Annotated in this window: 16 protein-coding genes, 3 tRNA genes and 1 pseudogene; 10 read left to right on the forward strand and 10 right to left on the reverse strand. The window is 57.7% G+C overall.

The window, feature by feature from the left end; all coding sequences use genetic code 11:
• Window positions 1-5: 5 nt before the first annotated feature.
• The 4 genes and pseudogenes from F7P80_RS05360 to F7P80_RS05375 form a co-directional block, all read left to right on the forward strand.
• Window positions 6-803: an outer membrane protein assembly factor BamD gene (locus F7P80_RS05360; protein WP_054066221.1), complete on the forward strand. Its 798-nt coding sequence runs from the start codon at window positions 6-8 to the stop codon at window positions 801-803.
• A gap of 161 nt (window positions 804-964) precedes the next feature.
• Window positions 965-1,041: transfer RNA gene (locus F7P80_RS05365), tRNA-Val, on the forward strand.
• Between the two features lie 174 nt (window positions 1,042-1,215).
• A tRNA-Ser gene (locus F7P80_RS05370) sits at window positions 1,216-1,306 on the forward strand.
• 548 nt (window positions 1,307-1,854) lie between these two features.
• Window positions 1,855-2,070: pseudogene (locus F7P80_RS05375) on the forward strand (IS3 family transposase); the annotation flags it as partial.
• A 159-nt stretch (window positions 2,071-2,229) separates the two neighbouring features.
• On the opposite strand, the gene fdhE reads toward F7P80_RS05375, so the two are convergent.
• The 5 genes from fdhE to F7P80_RS05400 all read right to left on the reverse strand — a co-directional run bounded on the left by fdhE (window position 2,230) and on the right by F7P80_RS05400 (window position 8,571).
• The gene (gene fdhE / locus F7P80_RS05380; protein WP_151043283.1) at window positions 2,230-3,189 is read right to left on the reverse strand and encodes a formate dehydrogenase accessory protein FdhE; all 960 of its coding nucleotides are present in this window, start codon (window positions 3,187-3,189) and stop codon (window positions 2,230-2,232) included.
• Entirely contained in the window at window positions 3,186-3,845 is a 660-nt protein-coding gene (locus F7P80_RS05385; protein WP_151043285.1) for a formate dehydrogenase subunit gamma, read from the reverse strand. The genes fdhE and F7P80_RS05385 overlap by 4 nt, the downstream gene beginning before the upstream one ends.
• Window positions 3,842-4,753: a formate dehydrogenase subunit beta gene (gene fdxH / locus F7P80_RS05390; protein WP_151043287.1), complete on the reverse strand. Its 912-nt coding sequence runs from the start codon at window positions 4,751-4,753 to the stop codon at window positions 3,842-3,844. The genes F7P80_RS05385 and fdxH overlap by 4 nt, the downstream gene beginning before the upstream one ends.
• 8 nt (window positions 4,754-4,761) lie before the next feature.
• Window positions 4,762-7,815: a formate dehydrogenase-N subunit alpha gene (gene fdnG, locus F7P80_RS05395; RefSeq protein ID WP_211371995.1), complete on the reverse strand. Its 3,054-nt coding sequence runs from the start codon at window positions 7,813-7,815 to the stop codon at window positions 4,762-4,764.
• Between the two features lie 679 nt (window positions 7,816-8,494).
• Window positions 8,495-8,571 (reverse strand) — tRNA-Pro (locus F7P80_RS05400).
• Window positions 8,572-8,685: 114 nt separating this feature from the next.
• Here F7P80_RS05400 and F7P80_RS05405 point away from each other — a divergent pair.
• Window positions 8,686-9,783, forward strand: a complete 1,098-nt coding sequence (locus tag F7P80_RS05405; RefSeq protein WP_151043289.1) for an AbrB family transcriptional regulator — start codon at window positions 8,686-8,688, stop codon at window positions 9,781-9,783.
• Window positions 9,784-9,868: 85 nt separating this feature from the next.
• Here F7P80_RS05405 and F7P80_RS05410 read toward each other — a convergent pair whose 3' ends face one another.
• Together F7P80_RS05410 and F7P80_RS05415 are read right to left on the reverse strand one after the other, a co-directional pair.
• A complete protein-coding gene (locus F7P80_RS05410) occupies window positions 9,869-11,047 on the reverse strand; it encodes a M20 aminoacylase family protein (protein ID WP_058880178.1) in 1,179 nt (392 codons plus the stop codon).
• Between the two features lie 141 nt (window positions 11,048-11,188).
• Window positions 11,189-12,529 (reverse strand): DUF3100 domain-containing protein, encoded by a 1,341-nt coding sequence (locus F7P80_RS05415; RefSeq protein ID WP_058880179.1) that lies wholly within the window; start codon window positions 12,527-12,529, stop codon window positions 11,189-11,191.
• 216 nt (window positions 12,530-12,745) lie between these two features.
• Between F7P80_RS05415 and F7P80_RS05420 the strand changes: the two genes are divergently transcribed.
• Window positions 12,746-13,669 carry a LysR family transcriptional regulator gene (locus tag F7P80_RS05420; RefSeq protein ID WP_151043291.1) on the forward strand — a complete coding sequence of 308 codons (924 nt, stop codon included), beginning with the start codon at window positions 12,746-12,748 and terminating at the stop codon, window positions 13,667-13,669.
• A gap of 58 nt (window positions 13,670-13,727) precedes the next feature.
• Here F7P80_RS05420 and F7P80_RS05425 read toward each other — a convergent pair whose 3' ends face one another.
• Window positions 13,728-14,375, reverse strand: a complete 648-nt coding sequence (locus F7P80_RS05425; protein ID WP_428840848.1) for a LysE family translocator — start codon at window positions 14,373-14,375, stop codon at window positions 13,728-13,730.
• 127 nt (window positions 14,376-14,502) lie between these two features.
• Here F7P80_RS05425 and F7P80_RS05430 point away from each other — a divergent pair, with 127 nt between their 5' ends.
• The 4 genes from F7P80_RS05430 to F7P80_RS05445 all read left to right on the forward strand — a co-directional run bounded on the left by F7P80_RS05430 (window position 14,503) and on the right by F7P80_RS05445 (window position 18,736).
• Complete coding sequence (locus F7P80_RS05430) at window positions 14,503-15,918, forward strand: aminotransferase-like domain-containing protein (protein ID WP_249041387.1); 1,416 nt, start codon at window positions 14,503-14,505, stop codon at window positions 15,916-15,918.
• Window positions 15,905-16,507 carry an HD domain-containing protein gene (locus tag F7P80_RS05435; RefSeq protein WP_151043295.1) on the forward strand — a complete coding sequence of 201 codons (603 nt, stop codon included), beginning with the start codon at window positions 15,905-15,907 and terminating at the stop codon, window positions 16,505-16,507. The genes F7P80_RS05430 and F7P80_RS05435 overlap by 14 nt, the downstream gene beginning before the upstream one ends.
• An 86-nt stretch (window positions 16,508-16,593) precedes the next feature.
• A complete protein-coding gene (locus F7P80_RS05440; RefSeq protein WP_151043297.1) occupies window positions 16,594-16,869 on the forward strand; it encodes a hypothetical protein in 276 nt (91 codons plus the stop codon).
• 169 nt (window positions 16,870-17,038) lie between these two features.
• Window positions 17,039-18,736 (forward strand): sensor domain-containing diguanylate cyclase, encoded by a 1,698-nt coding sequence (locus F7P80_RS05445; RefSeq protein WP_170265341.1) that lies wholly within the window; start codon window positions 17,039-17,041, stop codon window positions 18,734-18,736.
• 244 nt (window positions 18,737-18,980) lie between these two features.
• Here F7P80_RS05445 and F7P80_RS05450 read toward each other — a convergent pair whose 3' ends face one another.
• Entirely contained in the window at window positions 18,981-19,499 is a 519-nt protein-coding gene (locus F7P80_RS05450; RefSeq protein ID WP_211371996.1) for a P-loop NTPase family protein, read from the reverse strand.
• A gap of 113 nt (window positions 19,500-19,612) precedes the next feature.
• The gene (locus F7P80_RS05455) at window positions 19,613-19,978 is read right to left on the reverse strand and encodes an RNA-binding regulator (RefSeq protein ID WP_054065222.1); all 366 of its coding nucleotides are present in this window, start codon (window positions 19,976-19,978) and stop codon (window positions 19,613-19,615) included.
• Window positions 19,979-20,035 lie beyond the last annotated feature (57 nt).

Below are 20,035 nucleotides of genomic sequence, written 5' to 3' on the forward strand. Positions count from 1 at the left end.
TCGCCATGCCGCGTTTTTCACGACCTGTTTTTGCTGTTGTTTTGACTGCGGCATTTCTGGCCGGGTGCTCGTCCACCAAAGATGATCCCACTGCAAACTGGACTCCAGAGCGCATCTACACCGAAGCGCGTGACGAGGCAGAAGCAGGCGGCTACGACAAGGCAGTGCCTCTGTTTGAAAAGCTCGAAGGCCGCGCCGCAGGCACACCACTGGCACAGCAGGCACAAATTGAAAAAGCCTATGCCCAGTACAAGGGTGGCGAGCGTGAGCAGGCACTGGCAACACTGGATCGCTTCATCCGCCTGCACCCCTCCAGCCCTGCCCTGGACTACGCCCTCTACCTCAAGGGCCTGGTGAACTTCAATGACAACCTGGGACTGTTCTCGTGGCTGTCACGCCAGGACCTGTCCGAGCGCGACCAGAAAGCCGCCAAGGACTCCTACGAATCCTTCAAGGAACTGGTCACACGCTTTCCCAACTCGCGCTACGCCCCTGATGCACGCCAGCGCATGACTTACATCGTCAACTCGCTGGCCCAGTATGAAGTGCACGTTGCACGCTACTACTACCAGCGTGGTGCCTATGTGGCAGCCATTGCACGCGCCCAGACCGCGCTGACGGACTATGACGGCGTTCCCGCATCCAAGGAAGCCCTGGATATTCTGATCAACTCCTACGACAAGCTGGGCATGGCCGACCTGCGTGACGATGCCAAGCGCGTGCGCGAAAGCAGCTTTGGCAGCAGCGCCGAAAGCACTCAGGCCCAGGACACCCAAAAGAAGCCTTGGTGGAAGCTCTGGTGATGCACCAGATGTTGGGCTCCGGGTACTGCTGAGCATTTGTTCCCATCGCTACTTCTTGCTACTTCTTTACAGGGCTTTTGAGCCCTGTTTTTTTGAACGATTTGGCAGTTTTCCCTTTTGAGGCCTGAAAACCCTGCTATAGTTCTTCCTGTTGACGAAACAGGCGCGTAGCTCAGTTGGTTAGAGCACCACCTTGACATGGTGGGGGTCGTTGGTTCGAATCCAATCGCGCCTACCAGGATTCTTCAAGCAAAGGACTTGTCCAAATACACAAGTCCTTTTGTTTTTCACAAATCCTGGCCAAAGTATCAACACACGCTCAAAGAAGCTAGGCTTACAGTTTCAAAATCAAAATCAAGAGCAAAAAGTAAATTTGAACTTCAGCATTTTAGAAATGCTTGAGTTACACCCCGGAAGGGTGGATGAGTGGTTTAAGTCGCACGCCTGGAAAGCGTGTGTAGGTTAATAGCCTACCGCGGGTTCGAATCCCGCCCCTTCCGCCAAGACATCAGCCAAAGTGATTGATTCACTTTGGCTTTTTTTTGCTTTGAATCGGTATGCCATTTGGTATGCCATGGATCGTTTGATTTGTTGCTGCTGGATTGGATCAATCTAGAGCAAAAAACCAAGCCTGAGCATTCCGGTTCAAATACGCATGCGGACTGATGTTCTTTCCGTACTGCGAGATTGCGTGCAGTGATGGGGCGTTGCTGGCGCGGCAGTTTCAGGATGGCCTGCTCGCACGGTTCTTCAAAGGCGAGCCATACAAAGAGTTTTTGGCTGAGTACGTGCAAGCCCCTTGCTGGTCACAAAGATGATCTACTCATCTACCGCAGGCGCCTAAGGAACTCATTTGGATGAGTACGTCAAGAATGTGCCGTCGCAAGTCAGCGCTGCGCGCATTGCCGATGAATACAACCAGCGTATGCAGGGGCACAGTAGTACCAGAGCGGGGGCGGGATTCAGTACGTAATGGCCAGAAATGGGGCAGAGCTGTTGGAAGTGCTCAGTGCCAGCACTACCTAGCCAAGCAGCTTCAGCCAATTGCTGATGCGATCACAACTCCCCCATTGAAAGCTTCTGGGGACGATTGAAGAACGCTTGTGTGCATGGACAGCGCTTCGCTACCCGGGAGCAAACAAGGCAGGTCATCATGAACTGGATGGCCTTCTACAATCACCGTAGATTGCATTCGAGCTTGGGCTACCTCAGCCCCATGCAATACGAGAAACGCTGGTACGAAGCACAGCGTAAAAAGGCCGTGTAAAAAGGCCGCGTAAGCAGGGAGCTAAGAGCTCCACAAAGCAGGGGCAACATCAGTTCGATGAAATTACGGCTAACGAAAAAGCCCATCTGCAAATCAATCTACAGATGGGCTTTTAGCACCTTCGCCGAGAGCTAAGGTACATGGAAGAGTCTGTACCCTCTAGCCTGGGACATCGAGTGCGGGCAGCATTAAGGGATTCACTCCGCTACGTGCCAGCCCCTTTTCTTCCATTTCCGCATCGAGTGCAAGGCTCCCCAAATCGTCGGCAACGAGCTCAAGCTGGTGATCCAGTTGCTGGTAAAAGGCCTTCAGGTAGGTGTTGCAGCCGTTGCAGCTCTCTGCCTTGATTGGCGCTTTTTCACTTTCTAGGCACCAGTAGTCCAAGGCACCAGTGCTATCGCAGTTCGTACAAGTGGCGCGAACCACATGCCATTGGCATTCACACAAACTGCATTGCAGATAGCGCAGACCAGCTTGCGCGCCGCCTTGTATTAAGCTACCAGTAGGAACATGACCGCACACGGGGCAGAGATGATTAAGGTCTCCTATTTCCGCCTGGCCAGACGCTGGCAATTGGCTACTTAGCTGACGCCAATACATGGACAACGCACACCACAGCAGTTGTGCAATACCAGGTTCCGGCAAAGCTCCAGCATCACTTAGCTCCTCGCCACGCAGTGCGGTGAGCAGCGCATCTGCCCACATTTCACGCTGTTCAGCGTCTGCAGACTGCAGACTTTGCAGTGCTTTTTGTACAGCACTGGTATGCATCCGCGGTTGCTCGGTCAACTGCACGAGAAACTGATCTAGCAGTGTTTGCCAATGAACAGATCGTTTCCATTGCGCTGAATGCAATGGTGCTTTCTTACTATGCTGCAAAACAGTGCCAAGATATAGGCTTTCTGCCTCTGGCAAAGGTAGAGCTTGTGCTGTGGTCTGCTGCGCGCTAACGAGGTCCGCAGCCCATAGCAGATAGTCCGCCATCGCATGGCCCTCAGCTAGCGCTTGCAAACGACTGGAGCGCTGTGTGTAAGGAAGCTTGGCCGCAGGACGCTGCAAGGATGCAATTTCCCCCACGCCCGGCGATCGCTCTGCTTCAGGAACGACTTGGATGCTCATTGTGTTCCTTTAACCTTTGTTTTTTCCTTGGAGCTTTTGCTGGCAATTTCTTGGTACCAACGATCGTGGTGGGCACGTGCCCAAGCATGGCTGACGTAGCCCGTGACCATTCCACGGATAGAGCCCTTGACCCAGAGCGCCAGATAGATGTGGCCTATGATCAGCAACATCAGGCCGACACCCGCTACCGCATGCAGCAGCAAAGCAACGCGCAATACAGGAATGGGAAACAGGTGAGCAAAGTAGGCACGCCAGATGACCAGACCGCTAATCAGCAGCACGCTAATCAGCAACATGATTCCCCAAAATAGGAATTTTTGGCCGGCGTTGTACTTACCGATACGCAGTGGCTTGCTGTGATCACCTGCGACTACAGACTTAATGTTGTCTGCCCAGATACGATCTTCCTTGACGAACAAGTTGTATTTCACAAAACGGATAAATAAATACACCAGTGCCAAGAACACCCCGATGCCAAAGAAGGGGTGTAAGACTCGCGCCATCTGTGGCGTGCCGAAGACGCCATTTAGCCAGTTCAAGCTGGGAAATACCCAAGAGAGCCCCGACATGGCAACCAGAAAGAAGCACACCACCATGGCCCAGTGACACAAACGTTCAGGCAAGGGTGTACGCAAAATCATGCGGTCTTTTTTCATGCCTTTTCTCCCTTCGACGTGGATGTGTGATCGCCCTCGATATCGTCATCGTCGACTTCATTGGGGCCTGTAGTGATGTAGTGAGCGGCAGCGCCTGCCAACGCAGTCACAAAGCCAAGTGCTGCCAGTGGCTTGAACCAGCCCTTCCAGCCTTCAACCACACTGCTGATCTTGGGCTCATTAGGCAGCTTGTGGTAGAGCTCGGGTTGATTAGCGTGTTGCAGCACGTAGATCACATGAGTGCCACCCACACCTGCTGGGTCGTAAACCCCAGCGTTTTGCCCCCCACGGGATTTCATCTCGTCCACACGACCTTCTGCCTTGATCAGCATGTCGTCTTTCGTGCCGAACGAAATCGCACCAGTCGGACAGGTTTTTACGCAAGCCGGCTCCTGCCCCACAGCGACACGGTCAGAACACAAGGTGCATTTGTAGGCTTTGTTGTCCTTTTCGCTGATGCGTGGTACATCAAACGGACAACCGGCCACACAGTAGCCGCAGCCAATACAGTGCTCGGACTGGAAATCAACAATGCCGTTAGCATATTGCACGATCGCACCAGGTTGCGGGCATGCTTTCAGACAGCCAGGATCCTCACAGTGCATACAACCGTCTTTGCGGATCAGCCATTCCATTTTGCCTTGCTCATTGACGTGCTCATCAAAGCGCATCAAGGTCCAAGTTTGGGGTGAAAGATCGCGTGGGTTGTCATAAACGCCGAAGTTCTCACCAACGTCATCGCGCAGATCATTCCATTCGCTACAAGCGACTTGGCAGGCTTTACAGCCAATACAGATGCTGACGTCGATAAGTTTAGCCACTTCGGCCTTATGGTCGCGGGCATGGGCAGCCGGTGTGAAACCGTTGGTGGCCGAGCGCCGCACGATATCTTGGGATTGCATGGTCATGGCGTGCCTTATGCCTTTTCGATGTTGACCAAGAAGGCCTTGAACTCGGGAGTCTGGGCATTGGCATCGCCAATACCAGGGCTCAGCGTATTTGCCAGATAGCCCTTGCGTGTGGTGCCTTCGTAGCCCCAGTGGCAGGGAATACCGATCTGTTCAATCTCCTGGCCATCAACTTGCAACGTCATCACGCGTTTGGTAACAACTGCTTTACCCTTGATATGGCCACGTTTGCTAGAGACACGAATGACATCGCCGGCCTTAATACCTTTTTTCTGAGCCAGTTTTTCGGATAACTCAATGAACTGTTCGGGCTGAACAATCGCATTCAGACGCGAGTGCTTGGTCCAGTGGCGGAACATCTCGGTGATCGAGTAGGTGGTCGCGACATAGGGGAACTGCTCGCGTGTCCCCATGCGTGCAGCGTCATCAGCGAACACACGAGCCACGGGGCTCTTACTGACCTTTGCGTGCAATGGGTTTGCGGCGATGGGACTTTCCGTCGGTTCATAGTGTTCGGGGAAAGGACCATCGTTCATACCCTTGGCAGAGAACAAACGTCCCACACCTTCGGGAAGCATGATGAAGGGATTGACGCCACTATTGGGGGCTGCTGTGACTGGGTAGTCGGGTACATCAGCGCCGCCCCATTTCTTTCCATCCCAGTGCAGTATTTGGCGCTTCGGGTCCCAAGGGTTACCCGCTGGGTCAGCCGAGGCACGGTTGTAGAGCACACGGCGGTTGGCCGGCCAGGCCCAAGCCCAGCCGGGAGTATTGCCGTGACCTGTGTCTGTGTTGTCGCGACGGGCCATCTGGTTCCCTGCTTCGGTCCATGAGCCGGCAAAAATCCAGCAGTAGCTGGCGGTGGTGCCGTCGTCACGCAACATGCCGAAGTCAGAAAGCAGTTGCCCCTTCTTGGCGATCAGCTTGCCGCTGTCGTCATACAGGTCGGCCAGCGCATAACCGTTGGCTTCCTTGGCGACTTCTTCGGGGTGTGGATCTTCTGGGTTGTGGTATTCCCAGCGCATATTCATTAGCGGCTCGGGGCATGTTCCACCTTCCTTGGCGTACAGCTCACGCAGTTTCATGAAGATGCCACCCAGAATGCGGCCATCATGGCGTGCTTCAAATGGGGGCTCTTGCGCAGCCCAGTGCCACTGCAGCCAGCGGCTTGAGTTGACAATGGCGCCGTTTTCCTCGGCAAAGCACGACGAGGGCAGACGGAACACCGTCGTTTGGATCTGGGCTGGGTCCACGTCGTTGAATTCGCCGTGGTTCTTCCAGAAAGTCGAAGTTTCTGTTTGTAGTGGGTCGATGACGACCAAGAACTTCAGTTTAGCTAGTGCATCGCGCACCTTGGTGGAGTCGGGCATGGCCGCCACGGGGTTGAAGCCCTGGGCGATGTAGCCGTTGACCTTGCCGCGGTACATCAGGTCAAAGTATGCCAGCATGTCGTAACTGCGGTCCCACTTGGGCAGCCAGTCGAAGCCCCAGTTGTTGTCTTTGGTGGCGTGCTCGCCGTACAGGTCCTTCATCAGGCTGACAAAGAACTTGGGCGTGTTTTCCCAGAAGTTCACTTGGCCTGCCACATCCGCTTTGGGTGTGATATCGCTCAGATAGCCTTCTAGGGTTTGCTGTGCATCTTTGGGTAGATCCATGTAGCCAGGCAGGCGTGTGGATAGCAAGCCAAGGTCGGTATAGCCCTGAATATTTGAGTGTCCGCGTAGCGCATTCACGCCGCCGCCAGCCATGCCAATGTTACCCAGCAGCAACTGGATCATGGCTGCACCGCGAATGATCTGAGCGCCAGCAGTGTGGTGCGTCCAGCCCAGGGCGTACAGGAAGGTGGCGGTGCGGTTAGGCACGCAGGTGCTGGCCAGTTGCTCGCACACGTGCAGGAAGTCTTCCACCTTGGTGCCTGTGATGGTGTTCACCATCTCGGGGGTGTAGCGCTCCACATGCTTTTTCAGCAAGTTCAGCACACAGCGGGGATTTTGCAGCGTATCGTCTTGCAGGGCATGGCCTTCAGCATCTCGCTCGTAGGTCCAACTGGACTTATCGTAGATTTTTTTGTCTTCGTCGTAACCGCTAAACAAGCCTTCTTCAAAGTTGTAGTCCTCCCGCACGATCAGACTTGCATTGGTGTAAGCTTTGACGTATTCGTGCTGGATTTTGTCGTTTTGCAGTAAATAGTTGACGATGCCCATCAAAAATGCAGCGTCTGCGCCAGCGCGAATGGGGGCGTAGAAGTCAGCAACAGCCGCCGTGCGGTTGAAGCGTGGGTCCACCACCATCAGGTGGGCTTTGTTGTGGATCTTGGCTTCAATCGCCCACTTGAATCCCACCGGGTGGGCTTCAGCGGGGTTGCCGCCCATGACCAAGATCACATTGGCGTTCTTGATGTCCACCCAGTGGTTGGTCATAGCACCACGGCCAAACGAAGGGGCGAGGGCCGCCACGGTAGGACCATGGCACAGACGGGCTTGGCAGTCGAAACCTACCATGCCCAAGGCACGGGCAAAGCGGAAGTCTAAGATGCCGGTTTCATTGGATGCTGCAGAAGAAGCCAACATGCCAGTAGAGAGCCAGCGATTGACCGTTTCGCCTTTGTCATTTTTCTCGATGAAGTTGGCGTCTCGGTCGTCCTTGAGCAAGCGAGCGATGCGCTCGTTCGCTTCCTCCCAACTGATGCGCTTCCATTCATTGGTCCCAGCTTCGCGCACTTCGGGGTACTTCAGGCGCTGTTCGGAATGAATGTAATCCAATGCGCCCGCACCCTTGGGGCACAGAGAACCACGGCTTACTGGGTGGTCTGGGTCACCTTCGATGTGGAAGATCTTGGACTTGGCGTTTTTGGCACCATCACCCAAGCTGTACATCAGCATGCCGCAACCCACTGAACAGTAGGTGCAGTTATTGCGTGTTTCTTTGGCGCGCAGTAGTTTGTACTGGCGGGGGAGAGTGGCTTGCGCAACAGAGGGGGCAAAGCCCAAGGACGCAGCAGTGGCGCTAGCAGCAGCAGCGCCGCACAGCTTAAAGAATCTTCTTCTGCCGTGATTCATCATCGTGAGTAGTTTTCAGAAACCGCGCTCCCATGACCATGGAGGGCGTTAGGTTTACAGGCAGCAGTGCATGAGGAATGCTACCTGTTGAGTCGGGGGAACAGCCCGAACTCAAAGGCCTCGACCTTGACGATTGCTCACACATTGCCGAGCCTCACGGGCCACGTCGAATGTTGAGGGAATGCCAATGGCAAGCAATAGAGCTGCTCGATGAGAACGGCTCGCAAGACGAGGGAATTCAAACAAAAGCCCTCAAGCTTTTGTCACTTGACCTATGTTAAAAAGTCAAAAGAGCGCCAATCTACCACCGCACATATAGCTCGATGGACAAAATGCTATATAGCGCTGAAAATTTGTCAGTTATTTTTTACTTTTTAGGGGCCCGAAGAATGGGGCATCAATGGCGGACGCCCCTTCCGCCAGAACACAAAACCTCTGTAGATCTTTGATTTACAGAGGTTTTTTGCTTTCTACTCCAGAAAACTTGCCGCACGTGTACCACTCCAGCACTCCTCGTTTTTGCAGCAGAACTGCCCGACAGGTTTGTCAGCCTAGCGCGGATCTGCAGTGCGATGTCGGCAGGCGCACCTCGAAGGCGCAAGTAGCTAATTTCTTGTTTACCCCTCAGCCCAGAAAAGACAAAAGGACTTAGCCGATCTCTCAGCTAAGTCCTTGAATCTTTTGGTCGGAGCGGCGGGATTCGAACTCGCGACCCTCTGCTCCCAAAGCAGATGCGCTACCAGGCTGCGCTACGCTCCGACAAGCCTTAGATTTTACGCCTTTTTTTGCTATGAAAAGTGAAAAGCGTGTCAGCATCAAGCATTCATGGCACATCATGTGCAAAGCAATCTGAATAGACCGAAGTTTTACAACATGCGTTTGCCCCTGCGCCCTCTTCCTGCCTATCTGCTCACCCTGCTCATTGCCTTTGCGGCAGCCCAGCTGTTTGTGTGGTGGCATGTGCCACTGCCCTGGCTGACCGGCCCGTTGCTGGTGACGGGCGTGCTGTCCGTCATGCAGCTGCCCGTGCTCAGCCTGAACCGCATGCGCAACCTGGCCCAATGGGCCATGGGCTCTGCACTGGGCATGTATTTTTCGTCGGAGATCCTGGGGCTGCTGGCCCAGCTGTGGTGGGCCGTGGGACTGGCCGTGATGTTTTCGCTGGGGCTGGGCTTGTTCAGTGCCCGGTTCATTGCGTGGTGCAACCGTGGTAACGACGGCTTCCACAGCCCGGAGCAATTGCACTCCACCGCCTACTTTTCGGGGGTGATTGGGGCTGCCTCGGAAATGTCCATCCTGGCGGAGCGCAGCCAGGCCAGAACCGATCTGGTCGCCGCCAGCCACAGCCTGCGGTTGATGCTGGTCACACTGTGCGTGCCTTTTCTCGTGGCCCTGATTGAGCGTGAAGTTCCCGCCGCCAGCCTCCCTAGCGCACCACTGGCACTGAGCTTTCAGCCTGCAGGCTTTGCGCTGTTTGCGCTGCTCACTGCGGCTGGCGTGGCGGTGTTTCAGTGGCTCAGGCAACCCAACCCATGGTTTCTGGGGCCGTTCGCAGCTTCCGTCATCATGGCTTTGTGTGATCTGCAGCTTTCCGCCCTGCCACCAGGCCTGAGCAACGCTGCACAGCTGGTCATCGGCATCAGTCTTGGTGTGCGCTTTAACCGCCAGTTTCTGAAGAGCGCGCCGCGCTGGGCTTTGAGCATTACGCTGCTGACGCTGGGGCTGATCGCGCTGTGTGCCGGGTTTGCCTGGCTGCTGTGGCAATGCATAGATCTGGACTACACCTCGCTGCTGCTGGCCACTGCACCGGGTGGCATTGTGGAAATGTCCATCACTGCCAAGATTTTTGCGCTGTCCGTGCCCGTGGTCACATCGTTTCAGGTCACGCGCCTGATTGCCGTGCTGCTGCTCACCGAGCCTTTGCACCGCTGGCTCTATGTACGAAAAAAAATAAGCCAAATTGGCCTCTAGCGCTTATGCAGCAAGCGCTGGCAGCTATAAAAAAAGCGCTTCACCAGGAAGCGCTTTTTCGTGATTAGCAGATGCTGTCTGCGACTCAGCCCGCCTTGGGCAGCTTGCCGTCACGCAGCAATGCGTAGACCAGCTCCACAAAATACTGCACGCCCTTGGGCAATACGTTGTCGTTGAAGTCGTACTTCGGGTTGTGCAGCGAGGCACTGTCTTCACCATTGCCCATCCAGATATAGACACCGGGGCGGGTCTGCGACATGAAGGAAAAGTCTTCCGAGGCCATGCTGGGCTTCAGATCGCGGCGCACATTGCCTTCGCCCAGCACCTGGGTCAGTACCTCGGCGCAGATGTCAGCATGCTCGGGGTGGTTGATGGTGGCGGGGTAGCTCACGCGGTAGTCCAGCTGTGCCTCCAGACCATGCAGGGTGCAGGTAGCGGCAATGGCATCACGGAAGCGCTGCTCAATCCGGGCGCGCTGCTCCATGTCAAAGCAGCGCACGGTGCCGCGCAGCTTGATGACTTCGGGCATGACGTTGTAGGTATCGCCTGCGTTAAAGCTGGTCACACTCAGCACGGCAGGCTTGTGCACTTCCTGCTCACGGGCAATCAGTGCGGGCAACTGCGTCACCAGCTGGCAGGCGGCCAGCAATGCATCTTTGCCCAGATGCGGCATGGCGGCATGACAGCCCTTGCCCGTCAGTGTCAGGTCAAAAATGTCAAAGGCTGCCATCACGGCGGTGCTGTGCACGGCTGCTGTGCCCACGGGCAGGCCGGGCCAGTTGTGCATGCTGTAGACCGCATCCATGGGGAAGCGCTCAAACAGGCCCTGCTCAATCATGGTGCGTGCACCGCCCTCGTTTTCTTCGGCAGGCTGGAAGATGAAATGCACCGTACCCGCAAAGTCAGGGTTGGAGGCCAGGGCCTGCGCTGCGCCCAGCAGCATGGTGGTGTGACCGTCGTGGCCGCAGGCGTGCATGCGGCCTTCGTTGACAGACTTGTGCTCGCAGTTGTTGAGCTCCTGCACATGCAGGGCATCCATGTCTGCGCGCAGGCCAATCGATGGGCCATCGCCACGCTTGCCGCGCAGCACAGCCACCACGCCCGTGCCAGCCAGTCCCGTGTGTACTTCCAGGCCAAAGCTTTGCAGCAGCTCAGTCACACGCTGGCTGGTGCGGTGCTCCTGGTAGGCGGTTTCGGGATGGCGGTGAAAGTCATGCCTCCATGCCTGCAGCGTTTGCTGACCGGGCCACTTGATGGTGTTCATGACAGATTCCTCTTGTTCAAAAAATCAAAGTTGATAGCAATATACGCTTGCAGCAATGCCAGCGCAGCCCCAAACAAAATGCCTCGCAGCACATCGGGATGTACTGACGAGGCATAGATCACATCGGTGGTGATGACCGCCTTACATATTGCTCACAAAGAACTGTGCGATCACCGCAGCCGCCAGGAAGACACCGGCATTGGCCATCAGCGAGACCACCACAATGCGCCAGCCCAGGCGGCGGAAGGCGGGAATGTCCTTGGCCAGCGACAGACCCGCAAAAGTCAGCATGGGCGTAATCATGGCCAGGAAGCTCACCTTGCTGGTAATCGCTGCCACCTCTGCCGCATAAGGCACGGCAGGGAAAGTCAGCGCCATGGCCACAAAAGAAATCCAGCACACCGCAGGCAGCTTGCGGCCAGTACCCATATAGATCAGATCACCCACCAGTACCACAGCAACGATGAGTGCGATGCCAGGCAGCGCATCCAGCATGGGGATGCCGTAGCCGATCTGGTTGCCCACCAGCACCAGGAAACCCACATACACCCATGCCAGCAGACGCATGCCCAGGTTCAGCGCAGGCACATGCACCACTTCATGCGCAGCAGGTGCCGCCTCCTGCACCGCCACTGCCTTGCGATTGCGGCCCAGAATAGGCTCCAGGAAACGATAGGCACGTACGGCCAGAGGCAGGGAGATAAACAGCGTCAGATACGTACCCAGCGTGGTGGCGATCAGGTTGGCCGCAGCAGCAAAAGTCGCAATGTCATTCGCACGCTCTGGGTATTGCGCAGAGATGGCTCCCACCGCCGCCGCCGTCATGCTGCCCGAGCCCACGCCCGCGCCCATGCCCAGCGCGATGGGGTGGAAAATGCCCAGGCTGGCCACAAAGCCCGCCAGCAGCGAGATAAAGATGGCGCCAATCAAAGTGCCAGTGATGTATTCCGCCAGCACGCCGCGGCCTTCGGGCGAGTCCATACCAAAGCGCTCACCCACAATGGCCAGACCGGGCTCACGGCCAATCGAGAACGTTGCACCAATGGCTTCGCGCTTGATGCCCAGCAGCAGCGCCACTGGCATACCCAGCAGCACGCAGCCAATCAGGTTGCCCAGCTCCTGCAGCGCCAGGCCCCAGCCCACCTTGGCCAGCTGCGGCAGCGAGCCACCTACCATCAGGCCCAGCTTGGCAATGAACAGGAACAGTGCGCACGACAGCACAGCTGCCGCCAGGTGCTGGCTGTGCAGCCCCAGGCTCACGGGCTTGGGCATGCGCTTGGCGAGCAGGCCCAGAATCAGGCCAATCAGCAGCGCCCAGATCATGGGTAGCAACACCACCTTGCCTACACCCAGCTCAATGGGCAGTGGCCCCAGCCACTCGGACAAAGCGGCAATCACCAGTGCCAGTGCAAACACCTGCATGACGCTGCCGGCGCTGATGCCGGGCTGGGCCGAAGCGGCCTTTGGAACGTTGGAAGTCATCGATTTTCCTTTTGCGCTGCTGCCTGCGCAGTCCCACGCGCTGATATTGAACAAACCGTTCGGCCGCACCCACAACTACGCTGGTTATGCACACGGACCACTGTCAATGACTATATCTGCGCATAGATTGCACTTTATTAGTTTTGCGTTCTGAAAATTAGAACAAAATACCAGTTGCTGCCCCGTTCTCTCGTAAGTCATCACTTTCTGCTGCACATGCTCGCCTTTCACGATTCCCGTGCTCGCTATTTGTATGAGGCTGTAACTTCTGGCAGCGTGCGCCATGCTGCAGAAAAGCTGGGCATCGTGCCTTCTGCCGTCAGCCGCCAGATTGCACTGCTGGAAGAAGAGCTGGGGCTGGTGCTGCTCGAGCGTCACCGCAGCGGCGTGGTGCCCACGGCAGCGGGGCTGCTGCTGCTGGACTACTACCGCCAGCATCTGGCCCACCAGCACGACATGCTGGCCAAGATTGAAGCCCTGCGCGGCCTGCACACCGGCACTGTGAGCGTGGTCAGCGGTGAAGGCTTTGCCCAGGAACTGGTGCAGGGGCCGCTGCAGCAGTTTCGCCAACAGCACCCTGGCATCTCGGTATCGCTGGAGGTGTATGGCACCAACGAAATCATGCGCCGCGTGCGCGAAGACCAGGCCGAGCTGGGACTGGTGTACTACGCCCCGGCAGATCCCATGGTGCAGGTGCGTGCCAGCGCGCTGCAGCCCATGCATGCCATCGTCGCCAGCAACCACCCACTGGCCAGCCAGCCCATGACCTCGCTGCACGAGCTGCAGCAATGGCCCGTTGCCCTGCTGCAGGGCGTGTACGGCATTCGCCAGCTGGTGGAATATGCAGAGCAGACCGACCAGCTGCGGCTGAGCCCTGCGCTGACCAGCAACCTGATCAGCGTACTGCTGCACTTTGTCGGCAGCGGCCAGGGCATCACCCTGCTGCCCCAGTGCGCCGTCACCACCGAACTGGCACAGGGCCTGGTGCGCGCCGTGCCTATCGACAACCCCGCCTTTGCCCATGCGCAGATGCAGCTCATCACGCGCACAGGCCGCCAGCTTTCACCAGCTGCCAATCGCTTTCTGCGGTTTTGCCTGCAGGGTATGGCTGCCTTCCAGCAGCAGGCTGCTGAGACTTAAAAATTAATAGCTGTCAGCGCTTATTTTTCGGGCATTAGCAGCCATTTTTATTAAATTTTTATATCTTCACTGCCAGCATGGGCCACAGTGACAGCAGCAGCAAAGCGGCCATCGCAGCATTGAAGATGCGCAACGCCCGGCGCGACTGCAGCCAGCGGCCAATCGCGCTGCCAAACAGTGTCCATACGCTGATGCAGGGGTAGTTCACCAGCGGCATCAGCAGTGCACTCAGCAACAGGCTGGGCCAGTACGCCTGTGGCGAGGTATAGGCTGCCACCACACCAATACTCATCAGCCATGCCTTGGGGTTCACCCACTGAAAGGCTGCCGCCTGCCAGAAGTTCAAAGGCTGAACTCTGCCGCCCTGGGTCTGCATGCGGCCAGCGCTTGCAATCTTCCATGCCAGCCAGATCAGGTAGGCCGCCCCCAGCCACTGCACTGCGGTATAGAGCTGGGGCTGCTGCGTAAACACAGCCCCCAGCCCTGCGCCTACCATCAGCAGCTGCACCGATGTACCCACTGAAATCCCCAGCATATGCGGCACGCTGCGCTGGTAGCCAAAGTTGGCACCAGAGGCCGTGAGCATCACATTGTTCGGCCCCGGCGTGATGGAGCTCACCACAATAAACATCACCAGCGGCAACCAATGGTTGGAAGACGACAAATCCAGCGGCAGATTCATGCAGACACCTCGTAGCAAAACCATCACAAGGCTTGCATGCTAGGCGCAATTACCCATACAGTTTCCATACAGTTTTTCCACTCACTTTAGAGACTGTATGGCCTCAAACACCCGAACAGTACACCCCCAAACCGCTGACAGCAGCAACGCCTTGGGCTGGCAACCCCTGCGCGGCAGCGACAGCCCGCCGCTGGTCGAGCAACTGGTGCAGCACTGCCAGCAGCTGCTGGGCAACCACAGCCTGCGTGCGGGCACCCGCATGCCTTCTGTTCGCCAGCTGGCAGACAGCGCAGGCGTGAGCCGCGACACCGTGGTGCAGGCCTATGACAGGCTGGTCGCGCTCGGTTTATTGCATTCGCGCCCCGGTGCTGGATTTTTTGTGAGCACCCAGCGCAGGCTGCATGCGCCCTCCACCCCTGAAATGCCCAGTCTTTCTGCAGGACAGGCTTTTGACACCCCCTTTTTGCTGCGCAGCATGTTCCGCAGCCATGGACAGGTGCAGTTTGACGGCAGCACCGGCCTGCTGCCCCAGAGCTGGATGGACCACGACATGCTCAACGCCGCCGTACGTGCCGTGGGCCGCAGTGCAGGCATGCAGCTGCTGGGCTATGGCGAGCCACAGGGATACGCGCCACTGCGCCAGCAAATCAGCGCCATGCTGCTGGCGCAAGGGCTGCAGATAGACCCTGAACTGGAGCTGATGACCGTCACCGGCGTCACCCAAGGCATGGATTTGATCTTGCGCAGCACCCTGCGCGCGGGCGACGCCGTGCTGGTGGAGGACCCCGCCTGGTTCATGGTGTTTGGTCTGCTGCGCGCACTGGGCGTGCAGGTGCTGCCTGTGCCCCGTCTGCGCGATGGCCCTGATCTGGAAGTGCTGGAGCGCCTGGCCAGGGCGCACCGGCCCAAGCTCTTGATCACTAACACCGTGGTGCACAACCCCACGGGCTTTGGCCTTTCTCTGCCCGTGGCCTATGACGTGCTGCGCCTGGCCGAGCAGCACAACTTTCTGATTCTGGAAGACGACACCTATGCAGACTTTGTGCCACAGCCCATGCGCCTGGCGACGCTGGATCGGCTGCGCCGTGTGCTGCTGATTGGGGGCTTTTCCAAGACACTGGCTGGCAGTCTGCGCGTGGGCTATGTGGCCGCACAGCCCGAGCGCATTCGCGCGCTGACGGATGCCAAGCTGCTCAGCGGCCTGACCAGCCCGGAGCTGGGCGAACGCGTGGTGCACCGCATCCTTGCCGATGGCCAGTACCGCAAGCATGTACAGCGCCTGCGCGAACGGGTGGACACGGCCCGCCAGCGCTGCCTCAAGCTCGTGGAGAACATGGGCTTGGTCGTGCACCAGGAGCCACTGGCCGGCATGTTTATCTGGGCCGATGCAGGGCGCGATACCGAAGTGCTGGCACGGCAGATGGCAGCGCAAGGGGTTTTACTGGCACCGGGGGTGTTGTTTTCTGCCAATCAACAGGGGTCAACCATGTTGCGGCTGCCGGTGTCAATCACTGATTCAGACATTTCTCTACTTCTCATTAATACATTAAAAAATGCAGGCCACTGACCCCGCCCACGACACCACCCACATTGCCCGAGTCTGGGCCACTGCCCAAATCCTGCTGCAAGACCACCCCGAAGCAGATACCGAAGTGGTGCACGCTGCCTGCCTGTGGCATGACTGTGTGAATCTGCCCAAAAACCATCCGCAGCGGGCACAGGCTTCGCGCATGGCGGCAGAAAAAGCAGTCGCTGCGCTGCGAGCGCGAGGCTTTCCCGCGCACAAGCTCGATGCCGTGGCCCATGCGATTGAGGCCCATAGCTTTTCGGCAGGTATTGCGCCACAGACCATAGAGGCAAAGATCGTGCAAGATGCTGACCGGCTCGATGCCCTTGGCCCTGTAGGCATTGCACGCATGTTCAGCGTGGGCGGTCAGCTGGGCCGTGCGCTGGCCCACCCCTCTGACCCTCTGGCGCAGCAGCGCCCGCTCGATGATGTGACGTACACGCTGGACCATATCGAGGTCAAGCTCGCCACCCTGCCCGCCAGCATGCAGACCGCAGCCGGAAGGCGGCTGGGAGAGGAGCGCATGGCCTGGATTCGCAGCTTTCAGGCAGCGTTTGTGCAGCAGTGGCTGCCTGCGGCAACGCCCTGACCTTTCCCGCAGCATGCCCAACTGGTGACGCCCTTGCCCAGTCAGTTCTGCCTCAAGCTCGTGGAGAACATGGGCCTGGTCGTGGCATGTTGATCTGGGTCTATGCAGGGCAAGATACCGAAGTGCTCGCACGGCAGATGGCAACGATGTTGCGGTTGCCGGTGCCAGCGGTGATGTCGGTGGTGGATGATGCCGCTGATTCTTTCTGGGAATATTCAATCATCATGAATGGCTTACAGCGACAAGCATGCCGCTTGAGGATACTCTGCATCCATCAAAAATCAGCAGCCAAAAAACGAACGTCTAGGGCGTGCAAAGCATCATCGGCAAGTTGTTGTTTCTTCGTTGCGACCACTGCCTAGCAGGTCTTTCAAAGTCAAGCCATCGCGCGCGAAAGCGCTTAATGCAGCGCTTCCTTAACTGGAGCTTCACCACAACAAGCCCCAGCATGGAACTTGCAAAGCGCATACATTGATGATTGCGCCTTGCTACACGCACCCTGTGCAGCCTCTTTCTCCTGCCCCCCGCGTTATGACCCCTTCCAGCCCTCCCGCCAAAAGTTTTCGCACCCACATTGCACTGGTATTTGGCAGTTTTACGGCATTGCTGACCATTGCACTGTGTCTGCTGTGGGGGGAAATCCTCAAACTGCGCCTGCAGCAACAAGCCGCGACCAGCCTGAACATGGTCGCGCACAACACTGTGACCTTGCTGCACGAAGAAATCAGTCAGCAAAGCCACCGCACACAAGTGCTGGCACGTGCCAAAGAGCTGTGGGAAAGCGGCCTGGATGCCGACAGCGTACGCACCATGCTTGACCGCGTGCAACATATCAACCCACACAACGTCTGGATTGGCGTCGCTGATACACAAGGCACGGTACGCAATGCCACACAAGGCATGCTGCAAGGTGCGAATGTGGCTGCACGCCCCTGGTTTCAGGAAGGCATGAGCACACCCTTTATCAGCGAAGTGCACCCCGCCAAGCTGCTGGCAGATTTGCTGCCACGCAGCATGACCGGCGAGCCCTTGCGTCTGGTGGACTTCTCGGCCCCCATCTACCACCCAGACGGCCATATTGCGGGTGTGCTGGGCGTGCACTGCAGCTGGGACTGGATACGCGATTCGGTAGAGCGCCTGCTCCAAGGGCCTGGTACGGAGCTGCAGCAAAGCGTATTTATCTTCGACCACCAAGGGGCGCTGATTTATGCACCGGCAGGAGTCATGGCTCCCTACACCGACTTAGGCCAAAGCTTGCCGCTGCAAGGCAAGCAACTACAAGATGCGCTGACTGGTGCGCCAGTGTCCGCCACCTGGAAAGACAGGCCCCAGCCTTATCTGACCACGGCAGTCCAGCTGCCAGCTACAGTCACTGACCTGGGCTGGTGGATCGTAGCGCGCCAGCCGCTGGAAATGGCCTATGCCGATGCCAACCGCGTGATCTGGATGGCCCTGGCAGCTGGTTTGTTCCTAGGGCTTCTGGGCGCATTGATCGCTTGGCGCTTGGCCAAGCACGTCAGCGATGACCTCAAGACCCTGGCCCAGGCGGCAGGCCGCATCCATGCTGGTGCGGTAGATACCCCCCTGCCACTCATGAACAGCAACCGAGAAGTGCAGTTGCTGAGCGCGTCGCTGTCCCACATGACGCAAAAACTGCTGCAGGCCAATGACGAGATGAAGGCGCAAGTGCGCCTGCGTACTCTGGAGCTGCAACAAGCCAATGCGGAGCTGGAGCGCCAGGCGACGACCGATCCACTCACACAGCTGCTCAACCGCCGCGGTTTTGAAGCCCGCGCTGCACTGGCTTTGGCCCTGGCCGTTCGCAATGCACGGCCGCTCAGCGTACTGAGCATCGACATCGACTTCTTCAAGCGCATCAACGACACCTATGGCCACGATGTGGGTGATATGGTGCTGCAAGCCTTGGCCCGTACTCTGGCTGAACGCGCCCGCGACTCCGATGTGCTCGCGCGCTTTGGGGGTGAAGAGTTTGTGCTGCTCTTGCCCGACACCGATGCTCAAGGTGCCAAACACATGGCGGAGCATCTGCGCCAAAGCATTGCAGATTTACACCTTGCACCTGTTGGCCACATCACCGTGAGCATTGGCGTAAGCAGCCTGTATCTCGACCAGGCCAGAGACAGCTTGAATGAAATGATCAAGCGCAGCGATGCCGCCTTGTATGCGGCCAAAAACAGTGGCCGCAACAAAGTGTGCTGCAGCGACTGAGCACAAGCCTGCAGCGACAACGCCATCACCGCTGATACCGTGGCCCATCAGATTGAGGGCCCATAGCTTTTCAGCAAGGATTGCGCCGCAGACCAGAGAGGCCAAGCTGGGTGAGGAGCAGATGGCCTGGAGTTGCAGCTTTCAGGCTGCGCTTGTGCAGCAGTGGCTGCCTGCGGCCAGCACCGAACTTTAAGTATAAAAAGTGGCTCTAACGCTTACCCAGCAAGCGCTAGCAGCTATTAATTTATAAGTATTTAGCTTCGTGCAAGCATTGCTGCAAAGCGGAAGGCCCTGTGAACCGCAGCACCGGGCCCTCAAAAGCAGAAAGCAGCGCCATATCCCGTGGGCGCTGAACACTGGGGGAGTGCCATACACGCTGCACAAAGCGCCAATCCCAACGCGGCAGCGATGTGGCTGGCACGCCATCGGCACGCTGGCCTTGCCAGCTGCGGCGCAGCACGCGCCACAGGCACAGGCTGCGAGGAAAGTCCAGATAAATCACCGCATCTGCACGTTGCAGACGCTGCGCCAGGCTACTGGGGTAATGGCCGTCCATGATCCAGGCAGGCTGTGCAATGGCCTGTTCCACCGTGCTGCGCCACTGTGCAGCTGCGGGTGGTGTGCCCTGCGCCCAGTACAGGGCATCCAGGTGCACCAGCGGCAAAGCCATGCTGTGCGTCAGCTGCCGGGCCAGGGTAGATTTACCGGCTCCGGGGCTGCCAAGGATGAGAATGCGCTGCGCGCCTGCAAGCATGGGGCTCATGCCGCCACTGTAGCCCGGCGGCAGGCATGCACAGGCGAAAAAAAATCTGCCACAAGGGCAGATTTTTTTGTCAGCGCGCTGCCCTTCCAGGAAAGACAGCGAAATCTGAGTGCTTAGTAACGATCGCGGCCACCGCCGAAACCGCCACCGAAGCCGCCTTCACGGCCGCCGCGGAAACCGCCGCCGCCGTTGTTGCCACGGAAGCCGCCGCCGAAGCCGGCAGGACGCTCTTCACGGGGACGGGCCACGTTAACCATCATGTTACGGCCGCCCAGAGGCTGCTCGTGCAGGCCTTCGATGGCTGCTTGTGCTTCAGCGTCGGAAGACATTTCCACAAAGCCGAAGCCCTTGGAACGGCCGGAGTCGCGCTCCATCATGACCTTAGCGGATACGACGTTACCGAATTCGGAGAATGCTTGCTCCAGATCGTTGTCGCGGACGGAATAGGCCAGATTGCCAACGTACAGTTTGTTGTTCATGGTGAAACTCTTGAGAGAAAAAACGCACAGCCACCACGCCGTGCCAGGGGAAAAGAA

Origin of the sequence: Comamonas kerstersii (assembly GCF_008801935.1) — a bacterium.
GTDB lineage: Bacteria > Pseudomonadota > Gammaproteobacteria > Burkholderiales > Burkholderiaceae_C > Comamonas > Comamonas kerstersii.